We start from the raw sequence: 13,397 nt of genomic DNA, 5'->3' as shown, positions 1-13,397 counted from the left end.
CCGAAGTGAAGATCGATATCCAGAACAAACGCCTTTTTAATCCGGTTTTCCCGTTTTAACTTTTCAAGGGCAATGGCCATATTATTAAAATAGCAAAACCCCCATGCATTCCCGGCTGAGGCATGGTGACCGGGCGGCCGTATCAGGGCAAAACAGGGCTCCTTCAAACCAATCTCGGCCGCTTGAATTGCACCCCCGGCGGCCAGTGCGGCAATATCATAAATACCCTCTCTGGTAACCCCCTGTATGTGGGATGGGGTATGGACAGCGGCAATATCTTCTTTCCCCGCAGGTGTCGCATCGATAAAAGTCACCCTGTCGCGGATGGCTTTAACAACGGCTTCTATCCTTCCGGGCGCTGCAGCAGGATCGGAACAGTATGTCTGATTGAAATCTTTGTGATAAATCACCTTCACGGTTACACCTCCTCAAGAATGTCGGTCCGCAAGCGGTTAGTCGGAAAAAATCTTCAGGGAATCCAGAATCTTCAGGGTATTTCTGGATACTTCCATATCTTTGAGTTCCTCCGGTGACACCCACCTTGCTTCTAAGGCATCATCAGCGCCCTGTACCTCACCACCGATATAATCTGCCATCATATCAACAACTACATAGTGAAAACGAACCCGCCCGGCACTATCACTTTCAAAGAAATCAAATGAATAAACCGGCTCCTTTGCCCTGACGGTTATACCCGTTTCTTCCATGATCTCCCGCTCCGCCCCCTCCTGCAACGTTTCCCCCAATTTTAGAGAGCCGCCGGGAATAGCCCATACGCCCTTATTCGGATCAACACCCCGCTTAACCAACAGGACCTTCCCATCTTTCATCACCACTGCCCCGACGCCGACAACGGGGCCTTCCGGATATTCACGTTTGGACATGGTATTATATACGCTCTCTGTATGAGGATTAACTTACGTTCTCATGAATTCTAAATTCATATTTCACCGCCATCCACGGATCCGGGTGGACACTAAACACCTTCTCTATAAACATGACATGGTTCTTCCTGTCAACCATAATAACCGAAGATGAGCGGGTGCCATATATAGGGCTCGTTATAAATATGGAAGAAAGAATACGCTCCCATTCCAGTCCTACCCCCGTGTCAGGCAGTTTGTCGTCGCCTGGTTGCGATCGGTCTGAAAGGATGTTGAAAATCTCTTCCGCTAGAGGATTGTCTGTTTTAGAGAGTAATAATTCCAACGCCTTTTTCCCCCGTTCAACCTTGGGCCAGGGTGTATCGAGAAGTCGATTGCTCAGTCCATAGAAACCCGGCGATAGCTCAATCATGCTCCCCCGGTTTGAGAAGCAGTAGAGACGGGACGTATCTCCGAGAATCAGACTAAAGCCATTATATTGATCCTTCTCAACGGTATATTTTTCAAGATACGCCTTTGGTTCTTCCTGGCTGCAGAGAAAATCTCTCACCAGCCATCCTCGTGAAGGCGCGTTTTCCCGGAAAGATTTCGGTTCACGATAGTTAGTAACTGCAGCAATGCGCCCCCTTTTTGTAATGCCCAGCCACGTGCCCTCGCTCTTTAAATCCCTGCCTGCAATCACACCTGGCGCATCATTCCATAAAGATACCGGCGCCGAAGGTCTTTCATAAAATTCATCCCGATTTGCCGCAAGGACAAGGGGATACCTGTCATGCATCCTGTAGGATAAAAGGATCAGGCACATTTCTCAAGCTTCCACCAGAGACTTTTAGGCGTTTCTTTATAGAGAGTCATACCAATCTTTTTCAGAACCTTTTGCGACGGCAGATTGGATTTTGTCGTTTCCGCAAGTACAGCCGATATATCAGGGCGTTCAAATATCCACGCAATACCTCTTTTCAGAGCCTCCGTCATGTACCCATCTCTCTGATACTCAGGTTGAATCATGTAGCCGATTTGAACCGTACCCTCTTCGTCAGGATATCTCTGAAAACAGAAACCTCCTATGATTGCATTTTCCTCTTTCAATATGATCAGGACACTTTGCCAGTCTGCATACCATTGATCCTGTTTTTTATTCCTGATGACGTTTTCCAGGGATGTCCTCATGGCCGCCTTGATTTCCCTGTCTATCTGTTCGCCTAAAATCATACTGGCCAGTTGCAGACCCAGTTTCTGTTCAATTTTCTGATGATCGTCGGGATTTATACTTTCAAAATCCAGTGGTACCAGTTTCAATCTTTCCGTCTCTATTGGAACAATATTCGGCATCTTCACACCATGAATTTTTTTTGGCTTAAAGCCCCTTTCTGACTTCCTCCAGTATCCTCTCCATTGTCTCACCGGCCGCATGATGAATGATAATATCTGCGACGCCGTCGCAGGGTGTAGGCGTATTGTTGATGATTAACAGTTTGGCCCCCGACTCTTTAGCGTACATCGGGATGGAGGCCGCCGGATACACAACCAAAGACGAGCCGATAACAATGATAAGATCACATCTGGTTGCGTTAAAAGTCGCTTTTTTTAACGTCATTTCAGGCAGGAGTTCCCCAAAAAAAACCACGTCTGGCTTTAAAATCCCGTGGCAACGCTCACAATCAGGGATATCCTCATTTGAACGGAATCTTTCCACTATTTTATCAAGGGGATAACGAGCGTCACAATCCAAACACCGTAACCACTTCATATTGCCATGCAGTTCATAGACCCTCTCCGGAGAGTTTCCGGCCTTCTGATGAAGATTATCAATGTTCTGTGTAATAACGCAGGTCAGCTTGCCCATTTCTTCCAGCTCGGCTATGGCACGATGCGCCCGGTTCGGTTCGGCATCAGCAATCAACCCGCCATCAAGGAGGATGTGCCACTGTTTTCTCCTCGTTTCCGGGCTCGTGAGGAACTTCTGTATAGTAAAATCTTCCGGATCGAATTTAGTCCATATGCCACCCGGACTGCGAAAATCAGGGATGCCGGATTCGGTGCTGATTCCGGCCCCTGTAAATACTACCACATTCCTGGCATGTAAGATCATATCTGCTGCCGCAATAATTTTTCCATCTAATTGCTCAACGCCCATGAATGCTCCTCAATTTTATTAATATATTTAGAAGTCTTTGAAATAGTTCCGCTTTGTCATTTCGACCCCTTCGTATTTACTCAGGGTAAACTCCGGGAGAAATCATATAAGCGATTGATATAGTGTGCCCTTTTTATGTCTCACCGAGGTTTCGTTTTGTCTCATCAGTTCGTATGTTCATAGAAACGATATCAGGTGTAAATTTTCAAAGTTCATACCGATGCTTCTCATACACCATCCTCTTAAAAAAAACAAAACGAAAAGGAGATATTGACACATCAGTATATATCTTCTAGAATCACTTTCCAAAAAATATGTGAGTAACCAGAAGGAGGAAATAGTATGTTTTCAGGAAAATGGTCAAAAATAGGAGTAACCATTTTTACATTTTTGTTTTTTTTCATATGGGCAACGGAAATGGATGTATTCGCCAGGGCAGGAGGCGGCATGTCTTCAGGCAGCCGCGGTTCCCGGTCATACAGTTCCCCAAGCAAATCCTACTCTTCGCCATCTCCAACTACCCCATCTCAGCCGATGACGCCATCGACGCCGCAGCAGCAACCCAGCATGTGGAGAGGTCTTGCCATGGGGGTAGCAGGCGGCTTTCTCGGCAGCATGCTTTTCAGTGGTATCAGCCATGGCATGGGCACGGGCGGTTTCGGTGGGAGTGGTTTCGGGCTTGTAGAAATGCTCCTTCTTGGCGGTCTTCTCTATGGTATTTACTGGTTTATCAAAAGGCGGAAACAGGCTGAATCCCCTGCCGGTGCTTATTACAAAACAGGCACTGCTCCATCCATGGGACAGCAGACATCATATTCACCTGCTGCCCAAGATCAGGGGCCTGCTGAAAATGACGTCGCAACAGGCATCGGCCATATTCGACAATTAGACCCCTCCTTCGATGAAACCAGGTTCTCAGAACTCTGCATGGACAATTTCTTCAAGATTCAGGGTGCGTGGATCAACCGTGATGTGACCGGCATAAAAAATATTCTCACGGATGAAATGTTCGGCATTTTACAAAGGGATGCAGACAAGCTGAAGGCGGAAAAGAAGATCAACAAACTCGATAACATTGCGGTAAGGTCTGTGGATACCACCGAGGCATGGCAGGAAGGAGGCATGGACTTCATTACCGTTAGATTCCTGGCCAGCCTTCTGGACTATACGGTAAGCGAAAGCGGCGAATTATTATCGGGAAGCAAAACAGAACCCGTGAAATTCGAGGAATACTGGACTTTCACCAGGCCCGCGGGAAGCAATAAGTGGCAGCTATCTGCCATCAATCAGGCCAATTAGGGTTCATCCTGCACATGTCGGGCGAGACGTCTAACATCCTTAACCGGTTGGCAAGCGTTCCGCCCGACTGTAACCTTTATTGGATCAAGCTTCTGCCTTGAAACATCGAGAAAAGCCGCATCGTACATAACGGAACCTGTATCTCAATAGAACACAAACAAAGGATATCCTATGTCTTCTTATCGAGTCGCAATCATACCGGGAGATGGGGTTGGAAATGAGGTGGCATCGGAAGCTGCCAAGATTCTCAAAATCGCTGCGGATAAGCACGGATTCAAAGTCGAGACGGAAAGTTTTTATTGGGGATGCGATTATTATTTAAAGAACGGGCTCATGATGCCCGACAATGCCCTGGAGACACTGAAAGAATTTGATGCCATTTTTTTAGGGTGTATCGGGGATGCCAATAAAGTCCCTGACCATATATCCCTGACAATGCTCCTTACAATCCGCAAGGGGTTTGATCAATACATAAATCTGCGGCCGATCAAACTCTATCCCGGAGTTGAATCGCCGGTGAAAACTGCAACGCCTGAAACTGTGGACATGGTTGTAGTCCGCGAAAATACCGAAGGAGAATATTCAGCGGCAGGGGGGTTTTTTAAACTGGGAAGCCCTGATGCCTTTGCCATACAGACCGGTATCTTTACCCAGAAAGGGTGTGAAAGGGCGATTCGCTATGCTTTTGAGCTTGCCAGAAAGCGGAAAAAGTTTGGCAACAAAGCCCCTGTCGGGATGGTCACTAACTGTACCAAATCCAATGCGCTCAACTATTCCATGGTTTTTTGGGACTCAGTCTTTAACAAGGTGGCAAAAGAATACCCGGATATAAAGACCGATATGGCTCTGGTAGATGCCCTGACCATGTGGTTTGTAAAAAATCCCGACCATTTCGACGTAATCGTGGCCTCCAATCTCTTCGGAGACATCATCACGGATCTCGGCGCCATGCTTCAAGGCGGTATGGGGTTTGCCGCCGGCGGGAACATCAATCCGGAAAAAATCTACCCTTCAATGTTCGAACCAATTCATGGCTCAGCCCCGAAGTATGCCGGAAAAGCAATTGTCAATCCTGTTGCATCGATTGAATCGGTACGGATGATGCTGGATCATCTGGGGGAAGAACAGGCCGCTTTAGATATACAGAAGGCGGTAGTGAAAACCCTGAGCATGGGGAAGGTTAAGACTCCTGATATGGGGGGGACAAATAAAACCCATGAAGTCGGTGATGCAATCGCAAAGGCTCTTCTTAATCAATAAGTTGCACGGAACATTTCTCATCTTCATATAATCCTTAATCTTCTTAAAAAAGAGGATCAAATCAGGGGAATCCATTACCTGAGTCTTGGATCCAGGGAATCCCGTATTCCTTCACCGAGCAGGTTATACCCAAGCACGGTAATCAGAATGGCTAAACCGGGATAGAGGGAGAGCCACCAGGCGATATCAATGTTGTCCTTGCCGGCCGTGAGGATATTTCCCCAGCTTGGTGTCGGCGGCTGAACACCGATACCCAAAAAACTAAGCGCCGACTCAGTGAGAATAGCCCCGGCAACACCCAGTGTTGCCGCAACAACTACGGAAGCCATCGCATTGGGCAGAATATGAATGAAGATAATCCTCGAATCGCTGGCGCCAATTGCCCTGGCCGCAAGTACGAAATCTCTCTCTTTCAATGATATAAAATCCGCCCGTACAAGCCGTGTAATTCCCATCCATCCGGTCAAGCCGATGATAATCATGATGTTCCAGATAGATGGTTCAAGCAATGCAATCACCGCCAGAATGAGAAAAAACGTTGGGAAACAGAGCATTATATCCACGAATCTCATCGTTACGGCGTCTATCCACCTTCCATAATACCCTGCTACAGCGCCCAGGACTGCCCCGATCAGGATGGCGATACCCGTCGCCACAAATCCCACCTTGAGCGATATCCTGGCCCCCCAGATCATCCGTGAGAGAACATCCCGGCCCAGTTGATCCGTCCCGCACAGGTGGCTGGCTGACGGCGCTGAAAGTACCATCTTGAGATTAATCTCATTGGGATCGTAGGGAGCAATCCACGGTGCAAGAAGGGAAACAACAAGGAGCATGACAACGACACAGCTTCCGGCTAATGCGATTGTATTTTTCGAAAATCTTTTCCAGAAATCGGTTCTCACACTTTACACCTTTATGAAACCCTGATCCTCGGATCGGCCAGAGCATAGGAAACATCGGCAATCAGGTTCCCCAGCAGGGTCAATATAGCCCCGATGAAGAGAATTCCCATCACGACCGGGTAATCCCTGGCCATAACAGACATGTAAAAAAGCTGCCCCATGCCCGGTATGGCAAAAATTGTCTCGAAGATGACACTCCCTCCTATAAGACCGGGCACCGATAATCCAAGGATGGTTATAACAGGAAGCAGTGCATTTCTGAGGGCATGTTTGTAAATGACTACTCGCTCACTTAAACCCTTTGCCCTGGCCGTCATAATATAATCCTGCCTGATCACCTCCAGCATATTCGCCCTCATATAACGGGAAAGGCCTGCGAGTCCGCCGAAAGCCGAGAGCGTAACCGGCAGGATAAGGTGCTTTACCAAATCCAGAAAAACCATCCCGGGCGGGAGGTATTCGTAATTCAGAGACCGGATGCCCGAAATGGGCAGCCAGCTTAGATTCACTCCAAAGAGGATCATTAAAAGCAGAGCGAGCCAGAAGGTCGGTATGGCAAATCCGATAAAAACGAAGACTCCGGCCACTTTATCGAACAGGGAATCCTGATAGACGGCAGAGAGGACGCCTATGGGAATAGCAATAACCAGAATAAGGATCATGGAGAGTATATTGAGAAGGATGGTAATGGGAAGCCTCTCGAGGATCTTGTCCGCGACAGGTCTGCGGTCCTGGGAAAATGATTTTCCCAGATTCAGTACAGCAATTTTTCCGACCCAGAGTAAATACTGTTGGTAAAGGGGTTTATCAAGATCGTACATTGCATTCAAGCGTTCCCTGTAATCTGCAGATGCACGGGGGTTCATCTGCGTTTCAAGATCTGTGGGAGAGCCGGGAGCAAGATGCATTACCACAAAGCAGACAATGGTTATGCCGATCAGAAGGGGAACCATGAATATCAATCTCTTGACAATGTATCTCAGCAAACGATGCCCCCTTCTTGATCCCTGACCCCTTGAACCTTGAACCTTGCCCCTTGAACCTTTTTCTAAAACAGCTTCATGGCCTTAATATTTTCCAACATCTTCCATAGATTCTTTTCCGTATGGGACTCGACAGTCATAATAGGCTTAAGCCCCTTTTCACGGATCATACTAAAAAAATCCTGGAAGGGGAAGTTCCCCGCTCCTACCGGGAGATGTTCATCGAGGAGTCCGTTGTTATCGTGTATATGAATCTGACCGAGGCGGGTCCACAAGCCACCCATCCATTCTTCCAACGGTGTGGTCGAGAATACATTAAAATGACCGGTATCGAAGCAAAAACTGACATGCGGTGAGGAAAGCTCATTCAGGAGAAGTCCCAGATTTTGACAGTCGCTTTCATAAACATTTTCAAGAGCAATGATCGTATTCATCTCAATGGCCCGCGTTAAAAATATCTTCCATGTTTCAACGCTGTTTTCCAGCCACATCTGCTCACTTGACACATAGTATCTCTTGTCGAATGAGGGATGGCATACTACAGAAAGCGGTCGAAAATGCGGAACAAGATCAAATACCTGATTCAGACGGTCTATGGTGATCTGCCGTATCTTCGGATCGAGCGCTCCGGGCCTCAAATCCATGAACGGTGCGTGGAAAGTAATTGTTAATCCCGCATCCAAAAGACTATCGGCAACCCTGATGTAGTCCTCTTTCCTGAAACGATCAAGGGTAACATGATTGAAGCTGATCTCAGGATTTATCCTCTCCTTTATAACCATCGGAAGAAATCGATCATGAAGAAAATGAAACGGCGTATGAACCTGAATAACTTTTAATATATCATGCATGTCGGATTCCATTATAGATATAATGATTGAAAATGATTCTCCATTTATCATAGGGGGTACTTTTTAACAACCGCAATTTAGACACCTGCCCTTGGTTGACAATAACAATTTTATTTCAGGTTCATCCGGTTCATGCGTACTTCCTGTTATGTCGTAAGCAACGCGGAAGACTGGATATCCAAGCTTTCAAATCTTCAGTAGCAAACATCATCTCAGTTTATTGAATTGCGTTCGAAAGGTAGTAAAAAAATCATCGTACCAGAAGTGTATCAGGGTGATTACGGCGAAATTCGTATGCTTGGATAAAAACCCAATAATCGCTTGATAATCAAGAGTTAATCATGTAGATTGGTGACATGGATCGGGAAGATATCGTAAAATACTGGATCGAGTCGTCGGATTCTGACTTCCAGGTTATGGAAAGCCTCTTTGAAAATGAACATTACGTCTGGGCCTTATTCTTGGGGCACCTGGTGGTCGAAAAATTACTGAAGGCATACCATGTAAGAAACGTTGATGCCGATTATCCCAGAACCCATAATTTACTTGAAATTGCCCACAAGGCGTCGCTTGAACTATCCGTTGAGCAAAAGATAGTCATGTCGGAGCTGAGCACGTTTAATCTCAGGGCAAGATACCCTGATTATAAGAATCGATTTCAAAAGAAAGCCAATCGCCAATATACAGAGTTGCAACTTAACAAAATACGAGAAATCAGAAAATGGTTACAGGAAAAGATAAACAGTTAATTTACGAAAAGATCAGGGAATACGTCAAGACGCTTGAAAAGAACAAGGTGCCGGTCTGGCGCTTATATCTGTACGGCTCCTATTCGAAAAATACATTTCATCCCGACAGCGATATTGACTTGGCCGTATTCTGGGACCGGGACGATATTGACGGACTGGACGAGGACGTCCTCTTAAGAATGTTGAGCTGGGATATCGACCTACGGATTGAACCCCATTCTTTTGCCCGTACTGACTTTGACGAAACGGATCCGTTTGTCAGTGAAATCATCGCAACCGGGGAGCGTATCCTGTAACACAGCATTATTCTAAATTATCTGACGGGGGGATTACGTTGTATCTAATAAGTCCGGCAATGACTTGAGTTTTTGTTTCAATTGCCTCTCCGAGGGCAGTGCGAGTTTGTATTTGGATGCAAACACCTTGTTGCTCAGTCCACCCAGCACGTATCTGGCGAATATGTCATCCTTTCTGGCGCAAAGAATAAGCCCAATAGGATCGTTTTCATCTGCCATCGTTTCGTTTTCTTTGAAGTAGTTCAAATAGAAATTCATCTGACCTGCATCGGCATGGTCGAATTCTCCTGTCTTCAGATCGATCAGGACAAAACACTTAAGGAACCGGTTATAAAAGACCAGGTCAATGTGGTAATGGCGGTTGGCGATGGTAATCCTCTTCTGGCGGGCGACAAAGGAAAAACCCTTCCCCAGTTCCAAAAGAAAATCCTGGAGTTTATCAATAAGAGCCTGTTCCAACTGGCTTTCCGTATAGGCGGATTCTTCTCTGAGATTTAGGAATTCCAATACATAGGGGTCTTTGATTGCGTCTTCCGGCGTCTCAATGATCTGTCCTTTTTTCGCCAGCTTCATAACGGCCGTGGTATTCCTGCTCAGGGCGAGCCTTTCAAACAGCATGGAGTTGATTTGTCTCTTTAGCTCTCTGACAGACCAGTTGTTTTGAGCAGCTTCATTTTCGTAGAAGGAGCGGGCAAGGGTATCTTCGACCTTCAGCAACTCACAGTAATGCGACCAGGGCAGGTTAGGAATAAATGGTTCGGACAGGCTTTCTCTCTTACCAGATTCGGCAGACAGTGTCTGCCGAATTGAGAACGCCGTGTAAAATGATCTCATATTTCTTAAATTTCTTTCTGAGAATCCCCTTCCGAATCTATTTGTCATATCTCGTGATAAGTTTAAAATGAGTTCTTCTCCATACTCTGCTCGTATCTTTCCGTGCTGCTCGAACTCGACGATTTCCCTCCCGATCTCGAAATAGGCCATCACCTGTGTTACGTTAATTGCTCTGATAGCCGTCATTCTTGCTTTGGAGAAAATTCCGGTAATTTTCTCAAGGAGATTGCCGTAGTTTGGGCCGATTACATCAGTTTTTTTCATTGGTTGTCCTTGCTTCAACTTGAAAGGTTGAACCCTGTGGCATAGACGGAGTACCCACGAACCTCGCGCTTTGTCGGCGTACCGAAGACATAGTCAATGGGCAGGGCTTCTCCCCGGTATTCAAGCCAGAGCGATTCCCCCTTCACGAGTTTGCCCTTGCAGATGATCTGGACCTCGATCAGACTGCGTATCCTGTCCACTGGACCGAGGCGGGTCCACAAGCCACCCATCCATTCTTCCAACGGTGTGGTCGAGAATACATTAAAATGACCGGTATCGAAGCAAAAAATGACATGCGGTGAGGAAAACTCATTCAGGAGAAGGCCCAGATTTTGACAGTCGCTTTCATAAACATTTTCAAAAGCAATGATCGTATTCATCTCAATGGCCCGCGTTAAAAATATCTTCCATGTTTCAACGCTGTTTTCCAGCCACAACTGCTCACTTGACACATAGTATCTCTTGTCGAATGAGGGATGGCATACTACAGAAAGTGGTCGAAAATGCGGAACAAGATCAAATACCTGATTCAGACGGTCTATGGTGATCTGCCGTATCTTCGGATCGAGCGCTCCGGGCCTCAAATCCATAAACGGCGCGTGGAAAGTAATTGTTAATCCCGCATCCAAAAGACTATCGGCAACCCTGATGTAGTCCTCTTTCCTGAAACGATCGAGGGTAACATGATTGAAGCTGATCTCAGGATTTATCCTCTCTTTTATAACCATCGGAAGAAATCGATCATGAAGAAAATGAAACGGCGTATGAACCTGAATAAGTTTTAATATATCATGCATGTCGGATTCCATTTTAGATATAATGATTTAAAGTGATGCTCCATTTATCATGCGGGCTCCTTTTTAACAACCGCAATTTAGACACCTGCCCTTGGTCGACAATAACACTTTTATTTCAGGTTCATCCGGTTCATGCGTACTTCAGTCGTTAGATCTACCTTTATCCAGTCATGCAAGACTTCAAATGTTCAGGGCGGCTGATCGGGACAGATCACTGAATGCGGTTTGAAATGTGCAGGGCTGAACCGTGTATTTTCCCGCTCAAGGGGAAAATGTATGCCTTCCTGCTATCAGCAAAACGTCGCCCTTGAAGAAAATTCTTGATTTCGAATAAGCGTCAATCCGAAGTTGTTCAACGGAAGAATATGAAAATATTCAACGTATTGAAAACGATTTTGGATTGACGTATGAAGAACGGAGCCGCTGCGGCAGGGACAAAATATAGCTATGGGGTTTCAATGTATCTATGGGGTTTCAACCGGGGTATGCCCCATAAAAATCCTGTGCTGTCAGAATAATAAAACATGCGCTATTATAAACCATTATTTGTCACTAATGCAAGGCTCCAAATCTACCGCGCAGCGGTTTAGTTCTACATTCCTTAATCATTGATTTTATTTCCTCGAAAATTATGATATGCATACCCGACTCTTTGAGGTGCCTGATATGAAATTATCCATTCCACTGAAAGACATTATGATCGCACCCGGCAAGCGATTCGATCCCGCTGAATATACCGAACAGGACGTGATTACCCGCATCAAGAAGCTTTATGGCGTGATTGCGGAAGTAATGGATATCGTAGTCGAAGGCGGAATGGCACACATTGAATTCCGGGATGCCACACCGGAGAAATTTGCTGAGGCCATGAAGAAGCTGGCGAAGGGGGTTGACGAGGCCGGGAAAGGCAGACTCCCGGAGGCACTGAAGCTCTTTCAGGAGGTCCTGGCAGTCATTCCCGAAAACGTGGCCGCCCGCCGCAACATGGCCAAGGTTTACTTGGAGCAAGGCAAGCTGGAGAAAGCGAAACAACACCTACAAGAATGTTTGCAGATCGATCCGACGGATGCCTGGAGCTACGTAATGCTGGGTAACATATACGTGAATAACGAAAGCAACCTGGACGTAGCCGCTTTCTATTACGAGAAATGTCTGGAGCACCATCCCAAAGATGCCATAGTCTTGACCAACTATGCTGGCTTGATGACGCAAAAGGGAGAATTTCAGAAGGCGGGCGAGGATGATGCCAGTAAAAGCGTTCTGGAAACGATGTTTGTCCGGATTCCGCAACAGACATTACCAAGAGAATATACGGGAATATATGCTCAAGCCAAGAACCTCTACAGTGAGTTGAACAAAGAGAAGAAACATTGAGCTATGTGTGGGCGCTTTGTTCTGTTAACTGACCTATCGGGAATAACTGAATCCTTAGTGGTCGATAATCTGAGGTTCAAATACAAGTGTTGATACGGTATCGCCGGTGCATTTTATTGAATATCGAATGGAATGCGCAAATGCTTGACAGCATATTTTCTGTTCAGGTAGAATCCGACTGTTGACTGAAACAGAGCATCCGGTAATTTTGGCGGGTGTGCTTTCTTTCAAGTGGTATTCAACATTGACTGAAGTCCGCAATTGACATAGCTAATTGAAAGGTATAAACGTTATTTCATAATTCTCACGCATCACAAGCTGTTCGTGATTCCAACCATTATTTTATAACCCAGTAAAAGGGGGTTATACGGAAACCATATATACAGTAGTTGGGCGGTACTTTGAAAATGATTGAGAATATCGTTTAGCCATGTATAAGTAGATTGAAAGAAGATTTTCTGAAATGATGTGCATAAAATGGAAATAACTACAGACATATATATTGGGGACAGCAAAGAGAAATTAAAACTGATTCCTGACAACTCGGTTGACCTTGTTGTGACATCACCGCCTTACGCTGATCAGAGAAAAAATACATACGGTGGTATCAGCCATGACAAGTACGTGGAGTGGTTTTTGCCTATTTCCGACCAGCTATTACGTGTCCTCAAACCAACAGGAACTTTTGTCTTAAACATCAAGGAAAAAGTAGTTGAAGGGGAGCGCAGTACCTATGTAATGGAGCTTATTTTAGAAATGCGTAA

At 45.9% G+C, this 13,397-nt stretch carries 16 protein-coding genes; 6 read left to right on the top strand and 10 right to left on the bottom strand.

Annotated features, from left to right (window positions below; translation table 11 throughout):
* From NTW12_10985 to NTW12_10965, 5 genes are all read right to left on the bottom strand, one after another.
* Positions 1-416, bottom strand: a 416-nt coding sequence (locus tag NTW12_10985; GenBank protein MCX5846861.1) for a histone deacetylase family protein, incomplete at its 3' end; no start/stop codon positions are given.
* Between the two features lie 36 nt (positions 417-452).
* Positions 453-884 (bottom strand): NUDIX hydrolase, encoded by a 432-nt coding sequence (locus tag NTW12_10980; GenBank protein MCX5846860.1) that lies wholly within the window; start codon positions 882-884, stop codon positions 453-455.
* A gap of 28 nt (positions 885-912) precedes the next feature.
* Positions 913-1,689, bottom strand: coding sequence for an NRDE family protein (locus NTW12_10975; GenBank protein MCX5846859.1), 777 nt, complete (start codon positions 1,687-1,689; stop codon positions 913-915).
* Positions 1,680-2,216: a GNAT family N-acetyltransferase gene (locus NTW12_10970; protein ID MCX5846858.1), complete on the bottom strand. Its 537-nt coding sequence runs from the start codon at positions 2,214-2,216 to the stop codon at positions 1,680-1,682. Before NTW12_10970 ends, NTW12_10975 begins: the two co-directional genes overlap by 10 nt.
* Before the next feature lie 25 nt (positions 2,217-2,241).
* Positions 2,242-3,021: an NAD-dependent deacylase gene (locus NTW12_10965; GenBank protein ID MCX5846857.1), complete on the bottom strand. Its 780-nt coding sequence runs from the start codon at positions 3,019-3,021 to the stop codon at positions 2,242-2,244.
* Between the two features lie 342 nt (positions 3,022-3,363).
* On the opposite strand from NTW12_10965, the gene NTW12_10960 reads away from it, so the two are divergent.
* Both NTW12_10960 and NTW12_10955 read left to right on the top strand, forming a co-directional pair.
* The gene (locus tag NTW12_10960) at positions 3,364-4,320 is read left to right on the top strand and encodes a Tim44 domain-containing protein (protein ID MCX5846856.1); all 957 of its coding nucleotides are present in this window, start codon (positions 3,364-3,366) and stop codon (positions 4,318-4,320) included.
* Between the two features lie 171 nt (positions 4,321-4,491).
* A complete protein-coding gene (locus NTW12_10955) occupies positions 4,492-5,580 on the top strand; it encodes a 3-isopropylmalate dehydrogenase (protein ID MCX5846855.1) in 1,089 nt (362 codons plus the stop codon).
* A gap of 74 nt (positions 5,581-5,654) precedes the next feature.
* Here the strand turns inward: NTW12_10955 and NTW12_10950 are convergent, their stop codons facing one another.
* The 3 genes from NTW12_10950 to NTW12_10940 form a co-directional block, all read right to left on the bottom strand.
* A complete protein-coding gene (locus NTW12_10950) occupies positions 5,655-6,485 on the bottom strand; it encodes an ABC transporter permease (GenBank protein MCX5846854.1) in 831 nt (276 codons plus the stop codon).
* Positions 6,486-6,496: 11 nt separating this feature from the next.
* A complete protein-coding gene (locus tag NTW12_10945; GenBank protein ID MCX5846853.1) occupies positions 6,497-7,471 on the bottom strand; it encodes an ABC transporter permease in 975 nt (324 codons plus the stop codon).
* A gap of 62 nt (positions 7,472-7,533) precedes the next feature.
* Positions 7,534-8,319: a sugar phosphate isomerase/epimerase gene (locus NTW12_10940; protein MCX5846852.1), complete on the bottom strand. Its 786-nt coding sequence runs from the start codon at positions 8,317-8,319 to the stop codon at positions 7,534-7,536.
* 356 nt (positions 8,320-8,675) lie between these two features.
* Between NTW12_10940 and NTW12_10935 the strand changes: the two genes are divergently transcribed.
* Together NTW12_10935 and NTW12_10930 are read left to right on the top strand one after the other, a co-directional pair.
* A complete protein-coding gene (locus NTW12_10935) occupies positions 8,676-9,068 on the top strand; it encodes a HEPN domain-containing protein (protein MCX5846851.1) in 393 nt (130 codons plus the stop codon).
* Entirely contained in the window at positions 9,041-9,364 is a 324-nt protein-coding gene (locus NTW12_10930; protein ID MCX5846850.1) for a nucleotidyltransferase domain-containing protein, read from the top strand. The genes NTW12_10935 and NTW12_10930 overlap by 28 nt, the downstream gene beginning before the upstream one ends.
* 33 nt (positions 9,365-9,397) lie before the next feature.
* Here the strand turns inward: NTW12_10930 and NTW12_10925 are convergent, their stop codons facing one another.
* Positions 9,398-10,462, bottom strand: a complete 1,065-nt coding sequence (locus NTW12_10925; GenBank protein MCX5846849.1) for a PDDEXK nuclease domain-containing protein — start codon at positions 10,460-10,462, stop codon at positions 9,398-9,400.
* 14 nt (positions 10,463-10,476) lie between these two features.
* Positions 10,477-11,259, bottom strand: coding sequence for a TIM barrel protein (locus tag NTW12_10920; GenBank protein MCX5846848.1), 783 nt, complete (start codon positions 11,257-11,259; stop codon positions 10,477-10,479).
* A 666-nt stretch (positions 11,260-11,925) separates the two neighbouring features.
* On the opposite strand from NTW12_10920, the gene NTW12_10915 reads away from it, so the two are divergent.
* Together NTW12_10915 and NTW12_10910 are read left to right on the top strand one after the other, a co-directional pair.
* Positions 11,926-12,633, top strand: coding sequence for a tetratricopeptide repeat protein (locus tag NTW12_10915; protein ID MCX5846847.1), 708 nt, complete (start codon positions 11,926-11,928; stop codon positions 12,631-12,633).
* A 477-nt stretch (positions 12,634-13,110) separates the two neighbouring features.
* Positions 13,111-13,397: DNA methyltransferase (locus NTW12_10910; protein MCX5846846.1), on the top strand; the 287-nt coding region annotated here is incomplete at its 3' end.

Source organism: Deltaproteobacteria bacterium, from assembly GCA_026388545.1.
In the GTDB taxonomy this organism is placed as follows: domain Bacteria; phylum Desulfobacterota; class Syntrophia; order Syntrophales; family UBA2185; genus JAPLJS01.
Note: the sequence above shows the minus strand (reverse complement) of the source record. Positions and strands in the feature narration are given on the sequence as shown.

Bases quoted from the DNA above. Each gene is read 5' to 3' on its own strand.
- NTW12_10980 (MCX5846860.1), bottom strand. From the start codon at position 884: ATGTCCAAACGTGAATATCCGGAAGGCCCCGTTGTCGGCGTCGGGGCA.
- NTW12_10975 (MCX5846859.1), bottom strand. From the start codon at position 1,689: ATGTGCCTGATCCTTTTATCCTACAGGATGCATGACAGGTATCCCCTT.
- NTW12_10970 (MCX5846858.1), bottom strand. From the start codon at position 2,216: ATGCCGAATATTGTTCCAATAGAGACGGAAAGATTGAAACTGGTACCA.
- NTW12_10965 (MCX5846857.1), bottom strand. From the start codon at position 3,021: ATGGGCGTTGAGCAATTAGATGGAAAAATTATTGCGGCAGCAGATATG.
- NTW12_10960 (MCX5846856.1), top strand. From the start codon at position 3,364: ATGTTTTCAGGAAAATGGTCAAAAATAGGAGTAACCATTTTTACATTT.
- NTW12_10955 (MCX5846855.1), top strand. From the start codon at position 4,492: ATGTCTTCTTATCGAGTCGCAATCATACCGGGAGATGGGGTTGGAAAT.
- NTW12_10940 (MCX5846852.1), bottom strand. From the start codon at position 8,319: ATGCATGATATATTAAAAGTTATTCAGGTTCATACGCCGTTTCATTTT.
- NTW12_10935 (MCX5846851.1), top strand. From the start codon at position 8,676: ATGGATCGGGAAGATATCGTAAAATACTGGATCGAGTCGTCGGATTCT.
- NTW12_10930 (MCX5846850.1), top strand. From the start codon at position 9,041: ATGGTTACAGGAAAAGATAAACAGTTAATTTACGAAAAGATCAGGGAA.
- NTW12_10925 (MCX5846849.1), bottom strand. From the start codon at position 10,462: ATGAAAAAAACTGATGTAATCGGCCCAAACTACGGCAATCTCCTTGAG.
- NTW12_10920 (MCX5846848.1), bottom strand. From the start codon at position 11,259: ATGCATGATATATTAAAACTTATTCAGGTTCATACGCCGTTTCATTTT.
- NTW12_10915 (MCX5846847.1), top strand. From the start codon at position 11,926: ATGAAATTATCCATTCCACTGAAAGACATTATGATCGCACCCGGCAAG.